The organism is Salimicrobium halophilum, from assembly GCF_900100295.1.
Classification (GTDB): Bacteria; Bacillota; Bacilli; order Bacillales; family Halobacillaceae; genus Salimicrobium; species Salimicrobium halophilum.
In genome coordinates, this window is sequence record NZ_FNEV01000005.1 from 124672 (window position 1) to 140679 (window position 16008).

Below are 16008 nucleotides of genomic sequence, written 5' to 3' on the forward strand. Positions count from 1 at the left end.
AAAGGGGGAAGGCGGATGAGCGTCAGATTCATTACCGGCCGTTCGGGGGCAGGGAAGAGTGAGTACTGTCTTGGGGACATTGAAGCGAAGTTGAAAGAAGAACCGAACGGGCGCACCATCGTGTATCTCGTTCCGGATCAAATGACGTTCCAGCAGGAGTATGCGCTGTTGAAACGGGGCAACATCGACGGGGCGACCAGAGCTCAAGTGTTCAGTTTCTCCAGGCTCGCCTGGAAAGTGTTTCAGGAAACGGGAGGGGCGACAAGGTCGTACATAAGCTCCACAGGCGTGCAGATGCTTCTTCGTAAAATTGTAGAAGAGCGGACGTCTGATTGGAATGTGTTCCAGAAAGCGATGGAGAAGCAGGGATTCATTCATCAGCTTGAAGAAATGATCACAGAGTTCAAAAGGTATCGGGTCACACCGGAAGACCTGAGCAGACAAGTGGAGTCGATGGAAAGCTTTGTACACAGGACACCGGGAGAACTCGCGTTGCAGGATAAAGTCGAAGACCTGCATTATATTTACAGCCGACTTACCAGTTACATGGAAGGGAGCTACGTCGATGGAGAAGACCAACTTAAGCTTTTGACAGAGAAGATTCCACACTCTGCGTTTCTTGATGGAGCAGAAATTTACATAGACGGGTTTCATAGTTTCACTCCACAGGAATACGAGGTCATCCGCGAACTATTTCAACAGGCAAGTCGCGTTCAGGTGACGCTGACGCTCGACGAGGAGAAAAGCGAGGTCGAGGACGTCGATCTCTTCAGGGAAACGAAAGAGACGTGTGCAGTGCTGAAAGAGATGGCGAAGGAAGGGAACGTGGAAACAGAAGAATCGCTCCAGCTTTCCAACACGGAAGGACGTTTTCAGGATAAACCGGCGTTTCTGCATATGGAGAAACATTTTGAAGAGCGTCCGGCGCCTGCCTTCGAAGGGAAAGTACCGATCGGCATTTATGAAGCTGTCCACCCCCGTGCTGAGGTGGAAGGAGCGGCTCAGGAAATTTTGCGCCTCGTACGGGAAGAGGGATATCGGTACCGGGAGATAGCCATTCTTATGAGAGAGCCGGGAGTGTATCACAGTCTGATCGATACGATTTTCTCCGATTATGGAATCCCTGTGTTTCTGGATGAAAAAAGGACGATGCTGAATCACCCTCTTCTTGAATTGGTCCGCTCAGCGCTTGATGTCATCGAAGGAGGATGGAGATACGACGCTGTCTTCCGATTGTTGAAAACGGGATTCATTCCTTCTTCAGACCGCGTTCACCCGCTGGATGAGGATGCGATTGATGAGCTGGAGAACTATGTTCTTGAGTATGGCATACGCTCCAGGCAGCAATGGAGATCTGATGAACCATGGATCTACCAGCGGTTCCGGGGCTTTGAAAAAGCGGCTCAGACAGACGAGGAGAAGAAGAAACAGGAACGCATCAACGCATATCGTCTTCAAGTGACGAAGGCTCTTGAAGTCCTCGACGATGAGCTGCGGGGCAGAAAAACGAACGAGCAGCGTGCTGCTTCCTTGTTTGAGTGGATGAGTAACATCCGGGTGCCTCAGACGCTTGAAAAATGGCGTGAGTATTATGATGAATCAGGGGAAGTGGAAAAAGCTCGCGAGCAGGAACAGGCGTGGGATAATGTGCTGCAGCTGCTCGATGAGATGGTGGATATGATCGGAGAAGAGACGATGTCGCTTCAGGTATTCCGACAGGCTTTCGAGAGCGGTCTCGATGCCCTGACGTTCGCGCATGTGCCACCCAGCCTCGATCATGTCGTCGTAGGTAGCGTAGATCGGTCCCGACTGAGCGGAATGAAGGCAGGATTCCTTCTCGGAGTGAATGAAGGGACATGGCCGTTGAAACCGCCTGGCGATGGTATGATTTCAGAAGAAGATAGGGAGGTTCTGGCCGGATACGGGATAGAACTGGCAGCAGGAAGCAGAGAAAAGTTATTGTATGACCGGTTCTATATGTATCTCGCCGCTACGATGCCGGGAGAGAAATTATGGGTCAGCTATCCCCTGAGTGATGAAGAAGGCCGTACCAAAGCGGCATCACCGATGATCGGACGTATAGAGGCACTGTTCCCTGCTTGCAGCGAGCATATTCTGCTACAGGACCCGGATGATCTGGAAGATGCGAGCCGTTTCATTACGACCCCGGTCAAGACGAGGTCCGCCCTTACCGCTCAACTCGGTCGTTACGTTAAAGGTTACCCGATGCGGGACGAATGGTGGGGAGTATTGGACTGGTATATAGAAAGAGAGGAGAAGAATAGCACAACAAGACGTGTGCTGGAGAGTCTCTTCTATAAAAACGTCCCCGTACCATTGAAGAAGGAAACGGCGCATCGGATGCATAAGAAACAGGTGAAGACGAGTGTATCTGCGCTTGAATCGTACTATAGCTGCGGTTTCCAACATTTTGCCGGAAAAGGGTTGAATCTCGAGGAACGACGGACGTACAAACTCGATGCTCCGGATATCGGACAGCTTTTCCACGAGGCCCTTCGTCAGATCACCGACTGGATCGGAGAAGATGGCAGGCAGTTTTCTCAGCTTGATCGTAACGCGGCTACGCAGTATGCACGCCGGGCCACCCAGGAACTTGCTCCTGTCCTTCAACATCAGGTGCTGAAGAGTTCGAACCGCTATCAGTATATCCAGAATAAGCTCGAGAATGTCATTGCGCAGGCCACTTATATCCTCGGGGAACAGGCGCGGAGGACGAAATTCGCTCCTGTAGGGCTTGAGCTCGGGTTCGGTCAGGTGAAAGATGCGGAATTACCTCCGATGAGTGTAGATCTACCGAACGGCTTTGAATTGATGCTTCGTGGCCGGATCGACCGGGTGGATCAGGCGATGGAGAATAATGAATTGTTCCTTCGTATCATCGATTACAAATCGAGTGCGAAAGGTCTTAATTTATCGGACGTGTATTACGGGCTGTCGCTTCAAATGCTTATTTATCTTGAGGTCATCCTGCAAAATGCAAAAGACTGGCTCGGCATGGAAGCGACGCCGGCGGGTGTCCTTTACTTCCACGTTCACAACCCGATGATCACCGGGAAGAAGTTATTGAACGATGACGAAATCGAGCAGGAGATCGTGAAAAGCTTCAAAATGCAGGGACTTCTGCTCGAGGATGAATCGGCTGTCCGGATGATGGATACCGAAACGGACAAAGGACATAGCCCGGTCATCCCTGCAGGTCTGAAAGCGAAAGGCGGGTTCTATTCGAACTCGAAAGTAGCCGACCGTGAGATGTTCCAGGCGCTCGATACGTATATCCGGAAGCTGATGACGAGAGCCGGTATGGACATCACCGAAGGTACGATTCCGTTGAACCCTTACCAGAAGAAGCAACAGACGGCATGTCAATTCTGTTCGTTCCGATCGGTCTGTCAATTCGATCCGACCCTTGAAGAGAACCAATACCGGAAGCTTACAGAAATGAACGATACGAAAGTTTGGGAGAAACTGAAAGAGAAGGGGGAGGCCGATGGTTAGTTGGACGAAAGAACAGGAACAGGCCATCTATGATCATGGCCGCGATATGCTCGTATCAGCGGCAGCGGGTTCCGGCAAAACAGCCGTGCTTGTCGAAAGAATCATCCAAAAAGTGATCGACCGGGAAAGCCCCGTCGATATTCACGCCCTGCTCGTCGTAACGTTTACGAACGCCGCGGCCCAGGAGATGAGAAACCGCGTGACCGAAGCATTGAATGGTGCCCTGGAACAGAACCCGGGCTCGCTTCATTTAAAGAAGCAGCTCTCTCTCGTTCAGAGTGCATCGATTTCTACCCTCCACTCCTTCTGCCTGGAGATGATCAGGAAGTATGCCTACCTTCTGGATCTCGATCCTGCCTTCCGGATTTCTGATGATGTGGAAGCGGATCTCATGAAACAGGAGGTGCTCGAAGAACTGCTGGAGGACTGGTACGGAAAAGAAGGAGAAGAGCGTCGTGAATTTTTCGAACTCGTCGATCGTTTCTCCGGAGACCGTCACGATCTGGATGTGGAGTCGCTTATTCTGCAGATGTACACCTTCTCTGAGCAACATCCGTGGCCGGAGACCTGGCTTGAAGAGGTGGCAGAGATGTATAACGTCACTCCGGAGCATGAGGAGGCGGACCTCCCCTGGTTCACCCTCCTGAAACGGGAAGTGCACCATCAGCTTGATGCCATGGAGAAAGAGGCGGAAGAATTTCTCTCCCTTACACGTCAGCCTGACGGTCCCTATACATACGGAGAAACGGCAGATAAAGATCTTGCCCTCATCCGTGAAGCGAAAGCGAATCTCGCTATCTCCTGGCAATCGCTCGAAGACTATGTAAAAGAAGCGAAGTTCCCGGCACTATCGAGGAAGAAATCGGAGGTAGCTGAGGAGAAGAAAGAAGAAGCGAAAGATGTACGTGAGAGGTATAAGAAGCGCTTCAAGCAGATCCAGGAAGAGTGGTTCGCAAGGCCTCTCACCCGTTACCTCGAAGAAATGGGAGAACTTTACCCTGTAGTAAGACAGCTGACGGTCGTAGTGAGAGATTTCAAACAGCGTTACCAGGAAAAGAAGAAAGAAAAGGCTGTCGTCGATTTTTCCGATCTGGAACACTTTGCGCTCGAGATTTTGCGGGATGGGGCTTCTACTCCTGATAACCTTATTCCTTCTTCGGTGGCGAAGGGGTATCAACGCCAGTTCACAGAAGTGCTCGTGGATGAATACCAGGATACGAACCTCGTTCAGGAAACCCTGCTGCGTCTGCTGACAGACAGTAGCGAAGCGGGTGATCTCTTTATGGTGGGCGATGTGAAACAGAGCATCTATCGTTTCCGTCACGCAGAACCTTCTTTATTCCTTGAAAAATATCGTCGCTTCCAGACGGAAGAAGACGAAGGGAAAAGGATCGACCTTGCCCGTAACTTCCGGAGTCGCCATCAGGTGCTCAATGCGACGAACTACCTGTTCCGTCAGATTCTTGATGAGGAAGTCGGCGAAATGGATTATGAAGAAGAAGTCGAACTTATTTATGGAAATACTTCGTATGAAGACTGGACGGAAGAAGACACAAGTACAGAGCTTGTAATTGTGGATAGGGAAGACCCGGAAGAAGAAAAAGAGGACCCGGAAGAGGAAGATTTCAGGGATCTTGAGAAAGCTCAGCTCGAAGCTCGTACGTATGCGAGGAAAATAAGAGCATGGCTCGGCTATGATGGGCATGCACCGATGCAGATCGTAGACAAGGAGAGCGGGATGCCTCGTCCTGTAAAATTCCGTGACATCGTTCTTCTGCAGCGATCCATGACGTGGGCTCCGGTCATCGTTGATGAATTGAAGCAGCAGGGGATTCCGGTGTATGCGGAGCTCTCTACCGGTTATTTTGAAGCGATTGAAATCCGCGTGATGATCAGTCTGTTGAAGACGATCGATAACCCGAAACAGGATATCCCACTTGCCTCTGTTCTGCGATCTCCGATTGTCGGACTGGACGAAGATGAACTGGCCCGTATTCGTTTAGCAGATAAGAAAGCTGGATATTACGAAGCCATGAAAGCTTACCGGAATACGGAATCGGATGACCTCACCGGTAAATTGGATGATTTCCTTGAGACGCTGCATGTCTTCAGGGAAAGAGCCAGACAGGGAGCGTTGTCTGAGCTGATCTGGGATATCTTCCGGGAAACGGGATATTATGATTTTGCAGGTGGGATGCCGGGAGGGCGCCAGCGTCAGGCGAACTTACGAGCCCTTTACGACCGGGCGAAATCCTACGAATCAACGTCCTTCCGCGGACTGTTCCGCTTCCTTCGTTTCATCGAAAGGATGGAAGAGCGGGGCGACGATCTCGGAGCCGCACGGGCCCTCGGAGAGCAGGAGGATGTGGTGCGGATCATGACGATCCATAAAAGCAAAGGCCTTGAATTTCCGATTGTCATTCTCGGAGGTATCGACAAACAGTTCAATATGAGAGATCTTCATTCCCGTTATCTGCTTCATAAAGATCTTGGTTTCGGCTCGAAATATATCGACCCGAAGAGGCGCCTCATATATCCGACGATTGCCTACCATGCGCTCAGAGAGAAGAAGAAGCGGGAGATTCTTGCTGAAGAAATGCGGGTTCTTTATGTAGCACTCACGAGAGCCAAAGAGAAACTGGTTCTCGTCGGTAACGTTCCTTCTTTCCAGAAGAAGCAGGACAAATGGAAACGATTCGCAAATTACGAACCGTGGATGCTTCCGGCTTCGGACCGTCTCAGTGCAAAGTCTTATCTCGACTGGATCGGTCCGTCCCTTATCCGCCACCACCAGGCCGAGGTGCTGACAACAGAAGATATCGAGGTGAAAGCGCCTGAATCGATTCATCAGGATGAATCGGAGTGGAACATCGATGTCATCCACGGGAGTGAGTTATCTACAGTGGAAGAGGATATCGAGAAAAGGGATGAAGCAGTGAAAGAAGCCGTGGAGGAATGGAAGCCCGTCGGTCACGGAATAGAGCCGTTTGTAGAGGAGAGGCTGGATTACAAGTATCCTTATGAACAGGCAGCCCGACGCCGGGCCAAGCAGACGGTGACAGAAATAAAAAGAAAACAGGAAATCGATGAATATGCGGACACGTCCGTCGCTGTCCCGTATCGTGCTCCGATGAGGAAACGTCCGAAATTCATGCAACAGGAAAAATCCCTCACTGCCGCTGAACGTGGAACAGCGATGCATACCGTGATGCAGCATATTCCGCTCCGCCCTCACTCGCCTTTAGAAGTGGCCGAGGAAGTGGAAAGGCTCGTCGAAAGAGAAGTGCTCACCCGTGATGAAGCCGACGTCATTGACACTGATGCCATCTCCCGTTTCTTTGATACAGAGATCGGTGAACTCACCGTATCGCTTAACGATATAGAGAGAGAAACGGCTTTCAACTACATGCTTCCGGCTAAAGAAATTTACGCGGACTGGGAAGGTGACGAGGATGAATGTGTATTCATCCAGGGGATCATCGACCTCGTCCTCCCTTATAAAGATGGGTACATTTTACTTGATTACAAGACCGATCAGCTCGACGGGTCGGAATCTGAAAAGAAACTGGCTGACCGTTATCGTACGCAAATTGCCATTTATACGCGTGCCCTCGAATCCATCAGGAAGAAAAAGGTGCACAAGCGACTGCTGTACTTTTTTGACGCAGCGAAAGTCGTTGAGGTGGAAGGAGAATAAACGGATGGAAGACATCTGTGAACTGTGCTGGCGCTACCCGGTGAAAACGACAGAGCATCATCTGATCCCGAAGCAGCATGGAGGGGTCCATGGACCGACTGCTCAACTCTGCAGTCCCTGTCATCGGCAGATTCATGCTCTGTTCTCCAATCAGGAGCTGGCTCGTTTCTACAACAGGCTGGAACGGATTCAGGACCACCCCGATATGAAGAAATACTTGAAGTGGATCCGTAAGCAGGATCCAGCTAAGCGCATTACGACCAGGAAAGCCAACAGACGAAAATGATGGGGGAATCAGCATGAAGGAAGGAACACCTATACAAGGGAAGGAACGTCTGGAGTGGGTGGACACTGCAAGAGGACTGGCGATTTTAGGGATTTTCATGGTGAACGTTCCAGCGTTCAATGCTCCGTTCTTCCTCTATGGAGGGGGAGAGGAGTATTTCCCATCTGCGACGAGTGACGCAGTAAGGGCGATCATCGATATATTTTTTCAGGCAAGTTTTTATACCCTATTCTCGCTGATGTTCGGCTTCGGTCTTCAAATGATGAAAGATAGGCTTGTGCAAAAGGGAACAGCCTATGAAGCGGTGCTCAGAAGACGACTCTTCGTGCTGTTTCTATTCGGTGTGTTCCATGCTTTTGTAATATGGCACGGAGACATTCTACTGACTTACAGCGTGCTCGGTACTTTGGTGATTTTGTTCATGAAACGAAAGGACCGGACAGTTCTCGCATGGGCCTATGGATTGCTGCTGGCTGTCACGGTTCCTTTCACCCTGATGTTGTATGCGGCAAGGAATTATGGTCTTGAATATATCAACAGAGACGGAATAGAAGCAGCAATGACGAATTATGGAAATGGCTCCCTCCTGGATATCTGGTCGCAGAACACAGCTGACTGGTGGTATACGAACAGTCCGGGGAACTGGCCGTTTCTCATTATGAGCATGCTGCCGATGATGTTGTTCGGCATGTACATAGCGAGGAAGCGCTGGCTTCATGAGCCCGAGAGACACGAAGCGACGCTGTGGAAGTGGTGGAGCATTACGGGCTTGCTGTTCTTCTTGTTCAAGCTAGGGCCGTATTTCTTCGGAACACCTGCCTGGTTCGATATGGCTCAGGACAATGTAGGAGGTTCTGCATCTGCTGTATTCTATGTCCTTTCCGTTACATTGTTATATAAAAGCGCAGGGAAAGCATTGATCCGCCCTCTGAGGTGGGTCGGGCGCATGTCACTGTCCAACTATATCTTCCAGTCGGTGATCAGTTTCGTCGCTTTCTACTCGGTAGGTCTCGGCTGGTACGGGAATGTCACTCCTCTTCAAAGTGTACTCTTCGTGTTCGTTGTGTTCTCAGGTCAGATCATCATCAGTAGATGGTGGCTCTCACGGTACCGCTTCGGTCCTCTGGAGTGGGTATGGAGGACAGCGACGTACGGACGGAAGGTATAAAAATAGAAAAAAGATGATTCCGAATCGCTTCGGAATCATCTTTTTTTGATATTATGCAGCGCTGAGCACTTCTTTGATCTGTTCGATCGCCCAGTCCAGGTCCTCTTCAGAGATGATGAGAGGAGGAGCGAAACGGATGACATTCTCGTGGGTTTCTTTACAGAGAAGTCCTTTTTCTTTCAGCTGTTCACAGTAGCTGCGGGCAGGTTCATTGAGCTCTACACCGATGAATAACCCTTTTCCGCGCACTTCTTTGACAATCGGGTTATCAATGGACTTCAGTTCTTCCATCATGTGATTTCCGAGTCTCAAGGAACGATCGGCAAGCTTTTCATCCTCCAGCACTTCAAGAGAGGCAAGGGACACAGCGGATGCAAGCGGGTTTCCACCGAATGTAGACCCGTGGGAGCCCGGGTTGAATACGCCGAGGATGTCTTTGTTCGATACGACACAGGAAATCGGGAAGACCCCTCCGCCGAGGGCTTTTCCGAGAATAAGCATGTCCGGGTCTACATCTTCCCAATCACAGGCGAACATCTTACCGGTTCTTGCGAGACCTGCCTGGATCTCGTCCGCAACAAAGAGAACATTTTCCTGTTTGCAAAGTTCAGACGCTTCTTTCAGGAAGCCTTCCGGAGGCATGACGATTCCAGCCTCACCCTGAATCGGTTCAAGAAGGAATGCTGCTGTGTTTTCCGTAATCGCTTCACGCAAGGCATCGATGTCGCCGTAAGGGACGATTTTGATGCCTGGTAGTGTCGGACCGAAGCCACGCTTGTTTTCTTCATCAGAAGATAAGGAAACGGCGGACATCGTACGTCCGTGGAAGTTACCGGTACAGGCGATGATTTCCGCCTGGTCTTCTTCCACACCTTTCACGTCATAGGCCCAGCGGCGTGCAGCTTTGATTGCTGTCTCCACAGCTTCTGCGCCTGTGTTCATCGGAAGAGCCATTTCCTTGTTCGTGATTTTACAAATCTTTTCATACCAAGGTCCGAGCTGGTCGTTATGGAAAGCACGGGAGGTAAGTGTTACACGGTCAGCCTGGTCTTTCAGTGCCTGGATGATTTTCGGATGGCGGTGGCCCTGGTTGACGGCTGAGTAAGCACTAAGCATATCCATATAACGGTTGCCCTCGGGGTCTGTCACCCATACGCCTTCTGCCTGTGAGATGACGACAGGAAGCGGGTGGTAGTTCTTGGCACCGTATTCTTGGGTCTGGTCAATGATTTGCTGACTGTTTCTGGTCATGGAAATCCTCCTTCAAAACTTTTCGACAATTCTTATCCATTATAACAGGTTTATCTTTGTAATTCTTCACACATTTTTCGTTAGTCACATCAGGAAAGAAGTGGTACGATATAAGGAGAAAAGGAGGTTGTATTATGGCACATCTACATATTACGTCATGGGTATTGGCGTTTGCCCTGATAGGGCTGGTGACGACATTCACCAGAAGTGGAAATGAGAAAGCTGCGAAGATCTCCCATATGATTTTGCGGGCGGATTATTTGTTGATTCTTTATTCCGGAGGGTCTTTGTTCGCGGCTTATTCCAGCTACGGACCCCTTGTCATCATCAAATTGTTGATCGGTCTTTGGACCATTGCAGCAATGGAAATGGTAACCGTGAAGTACAAGAAGAAAAAGCCTGCGAAGAGTTGGTGGATCCAGCTTTCCATAGCAGCTATTCTGGCATTGATTCTCGGTTTCGGATTCCTGCCACTTGGTGTATTGCCTGTATAGAAATATGAAAAAGGAGTGTTCCGGGTCAGCGGAACACTCCTTTTTCTATTGTGATAAGGGGGTCAGGCACGGGGGAGTGCCTTTCAGCTATGTTTCAGGATATGGTAACCAAGAGGTGTTATCCTCAATAAATAATGATAATCATTCTCAATTGTAAAGTCAATGCTTTTTCGGGAAAAATTTAATAGAAAACCGTCCTCCAGGTTAGGAAAACGGTCTTCGTGTAGTTGCTATTTGATTTTAATCGGCATGTGTGCGGTTGTTCTTCTTCCGATCCAAATGAGAACGGCCAGCAGGACAGAGCCTGCGAAAATAGCAATTATTCCCCGGTATGCTAATGTATCAGGAAGAAAGGAAGGAGAGGTATCCGCATCAATATTCAACAAGCCGTCACTGAAGATGGTGATCGCTAAAGCAGTAAGGATGAAAACTGTCATCCCTATCCCTCCGAATCGGAGATACCCGGCCGTAATCATCCATCCAGCCATATAATTGATGAAGATGTGTACAAACAAGGTTAGAATAGCCAGAGCCCAGGGTTCAGGAAATCCGCCTGAACCTAAAAGGAAACTTTCTGCAGCCGAAATTATTGAAATGGTGATAGCAAGGCAGGCGGTGATAGTGAATGCAGCGATTATGTTTCCGGCATAAGTGGATTTTCTCGTCGTTCCCAACCTCACAAACGGGGAGAACATCGTTCCGCCTGAAATGATTCCAATGACAAGAGAGAAAATCCTGGCTGGTTCGTAGGCGAAATGGAAGAAGGTCTCTCCTCCGAGATAGATCGGCAAGATTCCCCATTTGAAAATAGCGTAAATCATAAGCAATATCCCGAGAAGCCATCCTGCCCATTGAAAGTGCATCGAAGATATCTCTTTGGCCACATTTCCTTTATTGTTCATGAGATGGACCCTCCTTGGTCATATGAATGAATAAATCCTGCAGAGAAGCAGACGAAAGTTCAAGTCCAAGTTGTGCTGCGTGTTTCTTATCTTCCTGTGAGGGGGTATGAAGCGCGAACGTGGTGACCGTTGGTCCGTACCTTTTTTCTTCCCCTGCATGTTTTCCTTCCATCCATTGATGAACATTCTCTTTCCTTCCCGTAACGAAGACACCTCTCTCTATGGCGTGATCGGTGGAGTCGCGGAGAATGACTTTTCCTTCGTGAAGGAAAATCACCTCTTCGAACAAGTGATCCATCTCGGATACAAGATGTGTCGAAAGGATGAAGGTCCGGGGATGACGTTCGAAATCTTTCAGGATCTCCTCATAGAAGATTTCCCGTGCCGGAGCATCCATGCCTGAGTACGATTCATCGAAAATAGTGATGGGAGCTCTGCTGGCCAGACCGATGATGACCGTAGCGATAGATTGCATACCTTTCGACAGCTTCTTCATGGGTTTCTTTGCAGGAAGACCGAACCGCTCCACGAGCTCTTCAGCATAGGTCGTGTCGAAATAAGGACGGAACTTCTTGGTGGACTTCATCATTGCCCTGATAGATCGCGTTTCTTCGCTATAATCTTTCTCATAAGAAAAGCTGATATGGGACATGAGGATTTCATTTTCATAAGGATCTGCTCCGCCGATGGTGATGTTGCCGCTGGTCGGTCGTCGGAAAGAGGCGAGTACAGATAGTAACGTGGATTTTCCAGCGCCGTTTCTGCCGATCAGACCATAGATTTTGGCAGCGGGAAGGATCAGGTCTATATCTTTCAGCGCTTCCGATTTCCGGTAGGTTACGTTCACTTCTTCCATGCTGATGTCGAAATTCATAACTCTTCGCTTCCTTTCATCATAGATATCAATTCTTCCCGGGAGATTCCAAGCTTCTCCGCTTCCTCGAGCATCGGTCTCATATACTGATCAAGAAAAGTTTCCTTCCTTTCTTTCAGCAATTGATCTTTGGCATTCTCTGCTACAAACATGCCGACCCCGCGTTTCTTGTAAATGATTCCATTTTCGACAAGAAGGTTGATCCCTTTCGATATCGTTAGATGGTTGATTTTGTAAAGTTGGACAAGCTGTGTCGTAGAAGGAATCTGTTCATGCTCTTTCAGCTGATCGTTGACGATCTGGTCTTCGATCTGTTCTTTGACCTGCAAAAAGATGGGTTTGTTTTCATCGAATGTCATCAATATCCCTCACCACCTTTATCACGCTCCTTGAACTATGGTTATATAGTTATGTATATAAGTATATATGTAAAAATGGAAAGCGTCAATACAATTGATTTTTCACATATAGATAAAGAAAGGCGTATGGTACAAAGGAGAAAGGATGATAGGCTATGTGTGGAATTGCGGGATGGATCGGAGAAGAGAGAGAGGACCATAGAAGGGACGTCGTGGATCGAATGACTGCGAAGATCGCTCATCGTGGTCCCGATGATCATCAGCTATGGATCGGGGAAGCTGCAGGCTTCGGCCACCGACGGCTCGCAGTCATCGATCCTTCTGGTGGAAAGCAGCCGATGGTACGCTCCTTTCAAGGAGAAACGTATGTACTCTGTTACAACGGCGAGCTATATAATACAGATGAGGTGAGGAATGTACTTCAACAGAAAGGATGGACGTTCCATACTCATTCCGACACGGAAGTAGTTCTGGTCAGTTATATGGAATGGAAAGAGAAAGCTCCGGAATACCTGAACGGAATCTTCGCTTTCAGTATATGGGAGACAAAGAGGAAGCGTCTGTTCCTTGCCAGAGACAGGATGGGAGTGAAGCCTCTCTTTTTTTCTGAACTGGCGAAGGGGTTCATTTTCGCTTCCGAACTTAAAGCGCTTCTCGTCCATCCTGACATGGAAGCGATTCTGGATCACCAGTCATTGAGCGAATTTTTTGCTCTTGGACCATCGAGAACACCTGGGAGTGGAGTCTTCAAAGGGGTCTATGAATTGAAACCGGGGCATGCCGGTTTTTTAGAAAACGGATCGTTCCGGATATTTACCTACTGGACTCTGAAAGGAAAAGAGCATACGGATTCTTTCGAAGAAACAAAGGAAAGGGTGCGTGAATTATTCCTGGAAGCCACCCGCAGACAGCTCGTATCTGATGTGGAAATTGGAACGTTCCTCTCGGGTGGGCTGGATTCGAGTGCTATCACTTCTGTTGCAGCAGGAATGAGAAAGGACCTTCCCACTTTCTCGATCGACTATGAAGACCAGGCTTCCCATTTCAGGAAAAATGACTTTCAGCCAGACCTCGATGCCCCATTCATCGAAAAGGTATCAAAAGCCGGAGGGACTAGTCACACGGTTTGTACGGCTTCTATCAGCGATCTTGTCGGGTCACTCGAACAAGCGGTGGAGCTCCGCGATCTTCCGGGGATGGCCGATGTGGACAGTTCACTTCTTTGGTTTTCCGGGCAAATGAAAAAGCATGTCACGGTCGCGCTTTCCGGAGAGTGTGCAGATGAAATATTTGCAGGATACCCGTGGTTTTACCGGGGGAATGAAGGCGGGTTCCCTTGGATCAGGTCTGAACGGGATAGGCAGCACCTTATCAGGAAAGAATGGAAGATGCGTCTGCCACTTGAGGAGTATGCAAAGAAGAAATACGAGGAAATAACTACAGAAGCTCCTCTGTCAGGTGAGGAAACAGTTATGGAAAAACGTCATAAGCAATTGATTTATGCGAATATGAACTACTTCATGCAGGTGCTTCTTGAAAGAAAAGATCGGATGAGTATGGGAGCGAGTCTAGAAGTCCGGGTGCCTTTCAGTGATCACAGGTTGGTGGAGTACGCCTATAATATCCCGAGAGACTATACTTTCCGGGAAGGACGGGAAAAAAGTCTGTTGAGAGAGGCGTTCCAGGGGATCGTACCGGAAAGCGTGAGGCACAGGAAGAAGAATCCATATCCGAAAACCTTTCATCCGGATTATACGAAAGCCGTATGTGACTGGATGGGGGATATTGTTTCGGATGGGAACCAGCCACTGTTCGATCTTTTTTCCCGGAAGCACATCAAGAAACTTTATGAGTCGGAAGGGAAGCAGATGAAGGAGCCCTGGTTCGGGCAACTGATGACAGGGCCGCAGTTGATCGCTTATTTGTGCCAGGTGAATCACTGGCTGAAAACGGTGCAGCCCAGAATAACAGTTGACGGATAATGGCACGGGGAGATAATCTTAAAGAATGAGTGAAAATAGAGGAGGAGCGGAAGATGAAACGACGAACAGGACTATTCATCATCCTTTCGTCTCTTCTTTTTTGTGTGCTTGGGGGACAGGCGTCGGCAGAAGAGACAGAGAGTCTGAAAGGCGAAAGCATTTACTATATAACGGTGGACCGGTTCATGAACGGGGACTCGTCTAACGACGGAAATTTGGAAACGGACACCCCTGATGGTTACCACGGAGGGGACATTCAGGGGGTTATCGAAAGACTGGGGCATGTGAAAGACCTCGGCTTTACGACAATCTGGCTGTCACCGCTCATGAAGTCTTCGGATTTCGAAGGGTACCAGGTAGAGGACTATCGAAGTGTCAATGACCATTTTGGAACCATGGAAGAGGTCCGGGCGCTTGTAGAAGAGGCCCATGCTATCGATATGAAAGTGGTTATGGATATGCCGGTGACAACTGTCAGTGCTGAGCATCCGTGGGTGGAGTCGGGATGGACAGAAGAGCCTGGCGACGGAATAGCTTCCGTGAATACGGGAGATTCTGAAGTTCAGGAAGAGTTTTCCGATATTCTATCCTACTGGACAGAAGAAGCCGGTCTTGACGGGTTCGGCTTCCCTGATGTAGAGAAAGCGGAGCCAGAATTTTGGACAAAAGTTACATCGGGTCTGGGATCTGGAATCACCATCGGTAAAGGGGAAGATGAGTCCTATCTGGATGGCGGGTTTGACATATGGTACGACGAAGAGTACCAGAAGACTATTTCTGAAGTATTCGCTAGTACAGGGGAAGTGGAAAGCCTGAAGGACCCGGAAGCGGAAGTTTCTGCAAGTGCTGTCGATTTCCGCGACACGAAGAGATTCACGACCATGGCGGAAGCGAATGGGTTCAACCCGATTACGAGATGGAAGCTTGCACTCACGCAGCTCTATGCGGATCAGGACGTCCCCGTCGTCATGTACGGAACCTCTATTCCAATGGGAGAGAAGCCAGGGATCGGCAATCTGCCTATGATGAACTTCGGTGGTACGGATGAAGAAGTTACGCAGCGGATCGAAAAGCTGAATTCAATGCGCTCAGAATTTCCTTCCCTGATACAGGGGGAGAAACAAGAGTTGTACAAGCAGGACGGGATGGCGGTCTATCAGGTCGATGGAGACCAGACCATGGTAATGGCGATCAACAATTCGGAAGAAACGAAGACGACGAACCTTACGTCCCTCGAAGATGAGAAACAGCTGCGAGGATTGATGCATGACGGGCTGCTCCGTCAATCGGAAGATGGGGATTATCCGATCGTTCTTGAGAGGGAAACGGCAGATGTATTCGTGGTTGAAGACAATGCCGGTCTTAATTGGGCATTCATCGGTTTTGTCGGTGGGATTCTGTCTCTTTTCGTCATATTTGTCGTGGTCGTCACGATGAAAAATAGAAGAAGTGAAAAAACGAACACTGATTAATCAGTGT

General features: G+C 49.1%; 11 protein-coding genes. 7 read left to right on the top strand and 4 right to left on the bottom strand.

Annotated features, from left to right (window positions below):
- Positions 1-15: 15 nt before the first annotated feature.
- Genes addB through BLQ44_RS09480 form a run of 4 tightly spaced genes read left to right on the top strand, consistent with a single transcriptional unit; the run spans position 16 to position 8667 of the window.
- Positions 16-3516, top strand: a complete 3501-nt coding sequence (gene addB, locus BLQ44_RS09465; RefSeq protein WP_093193646.1) for a helicase-exonuclease AddAB subunit AddB — start codon at positions 16-18, stop codon at positions 3514-3516.
- Positions 3509-7213: a helicase-exonuclease AddAB subunit AddA gene (gene addA / locus BLQ44_RS09470; RefSeq protein WP_093193647.1), complete on the top strand. Its 3705-nt coding sequence runs from the start codon at positions 3509-3511 to the stop codon at positions 7211-7213. Before addB ends, addA begins: the two co-directional genes overlap by 8 nt.
- 4 nt (positions 7214-7217) lie before the next feature.
- Positions 7218-7499 (top strand): HNH endonuclease, encoded by a 282-nt coding sequence (locus tag BLQ44_RS09475; RefSeq protein ID WP_093193648.1) that lies wholly within the window; start codon positions 7218-7220, stop codon positions 7497-7499.
- Positions 7500-7512: 13 nt separating this feature from the next.
- Positions 7513-8667 carry a DUF418 domain-containing protein gene (locus tag BLQ44_RS09480; RefSeq protein ID WP_093193649.1) on the top strand — a complete coding sequence of 385 codons (1155 nt, stop codon included), beginning with the start codon at positions 7513-7515 and terminating at the stop codon, positions 8665-8667.
- 51 nt (positions 8668-8718) lie between these two features.
- Here BLQ44_RS09480 and BLQ44_RS09485 read toward each other — a convergent pair whose 3' ends face one another.
- On the bottom strand, positions 8719-9918 hold the full coding sequence (locus BLQ44_RS09485; RefSeq protein WP_093193650.1) for an ornithine--oxo-acid transaminase: 1200 nt from the start codon (positions 9916-9918) through the stop codon (positions 8719-8721).
- Between the two features lie 134 nt (positions 9919-10052).
- Here BLQ44_RS09485 and BLQ44_RS09490 point away from each other — a divergent pair, with 134 nt between their 5' ends.
- Positions 10053-10412 (top strand): YisL family protein, encoded by a 360-nt coding sequence (locus tag BLQ44_RS09490; protein WP_093193651.1) that lies wholly within the window; start codon positions 10053-10055, stop codon positions 10410-10412.
- Between the two features lie 230 nt (positions 10413-10642).
- Here the strand turns inward: BLQ44_RS09490 and BLQ44_RS09495 are convergent, their stop codons facing one another.
- Genes BLQ44_RS09495 through BLQ44_RS09505 form a run of 3 tightly spaced genes read right to left on the bottom strand, consistent with a single transcriptional unit; the run spans position 10643 to position 12547 of the window.
- Positions 10643-11314, bottom strand: coding sequence for a hypothetical protein (locus BLQ44_RS09495; protein WP_093193652.1), 672 nt, complete (start codon positions 11312-11314; stop codon positions 10643-10645).
- Positions 11304-12188, bottom strand: a complete 885-nt coding sequence (locus BLQ44_RS09500; RefSeq protein ID WP_093193653.1) for an ATP-binding cassette domain-containing protein — start codon at positions 12186-12188, stop codon at positions 11304-11306. The genes BLQ44_RS09495 and BLQ44_RS09500 overlap by 11 nt, the downstream gene beginning before the upstream one ends.
- Complete coding sequence (locus BLQ44_RS09505; protein WP_093193654.1) at positions 12185-12547, bottom strand: GntR family transcriptional regulator; 363 nt, start codon at positions 12545-12547, stop codon at positions 12185-12187. Before BLQ44_RS09505 ends, BLQ44_RS09500 begins: the two co-directional genes overlap by 4 nt.
- A gap of 155 nt (positions 12548-12702) precedes the next feature.
- Between BLQ44_RS09505 and asnB the strand changes: the two genes are divergently transcribed.
- The gene (gene asnB / locus BLQ44_RS09510; protein ID WP_093193655.1) at positions 12703-14529 is read left to right on the top strand and encodes an asparagine synthase (glutamine-hydrolyzing); all 1827 of its coding nucleotides are present in this window, start codon (positions 12703-12705) and stop codon (positions 14527-14529) included.
- 53 nt (positions 14530-14582) lie between these two features.
- The gene (locus BLQ44_RS09515; RefSeq protein WP_093193656.1) at positions 14583-16001 is read left to right on the top strand and encodes an alpha-amylase family glycosyl hydrolase; all 1419 of its coding nucleotides are present in this window, start codon (positions 14583-14585) and stop codon (positions 15999-16001) included.
- The last annotated feature ends 7 nt before the right edge of the window (positions 16002-16008 follow it).

Excerpts from the sequence above, each read along its gene's own strand:
- BLQ44_RS09490 (WP_093193651.1), top strand. The coding sequence starts at position 10,053 with ATGGCACATCTACATATTACGTCATGGGTATTGGCGTTTGCCCTGATA.
- BLQ44_RS09485 (WP_093193650.1), bottom strand. The coding sequence starts at position 9,918 with ATGACCAGAAACAGTCAGCAAATCATTGACCAGACCCAAGAATACGGT.
- BLQ44_RS09515 (WP_093193656.1), top strand. The coding sequence starts at position 14,583 with ATGAAACGACGAACAGGACTATTCATCATCCTTTCGTCTCTTCTTTTT.
- asnB (WP_093193655.1), top strand. The coding sequence starts at position 12,703 with ATGTGTGGAATTGCGGGATGGATCGGAGAAGAGAGAGAGGACCATAGA.
- BLQ44_RS09480 (WP_093193649.1), top strand. The coding sequence starts at position 7,513 with ATGAAGGAAGGAACACCTATACAAGGGAAGGAACGTCTGGAGTGGGTG.
- BLQ44_RS09505 (WP_093193654.1), bottom strand. The coding sequence starts at position 12,547 with ATGACATTCGATGAAAACAAACCCATCTTTTTGCAGGTCAAAGAACAG.
- BLQ44_RS09495 (WP_093193652.1), bottom strand. The coding sequence starts at position 11,314 with ATGAACAATAAAGGAAATGTGGCCAAAGAGATATCTTCGATGCACTTT.
- BLQ44_RS09475 (WP_093193648.1), top strand. The coding sequence starts at position 7,218 with ATGGAAGACATCTGTGAACTGTGCTGGCGCTACCCGGTGAAAACGACA.
- BLQ44_RS09500 (WP_093193653.1), bottom strand. The coding sequence starts at position 12,188 with ATGAATTTCGACATCAGCATGGAAGAAGTGAACGTAACCTACCGGAAA.
- addB (WP_093193646.1), top strand. The coding sequence starts at position 16 with ATGAGCGTCAGATTCATTACCGGCCGTTCGGGGGCAGGGAAGAGTGAG.
- addA (WP_093193647.1), top strand. The coding sequence starts at position 3,509 with ATGGTTAGTTGGACGAAAGAACAGGAACAGGCCATCTATGATCATGGC.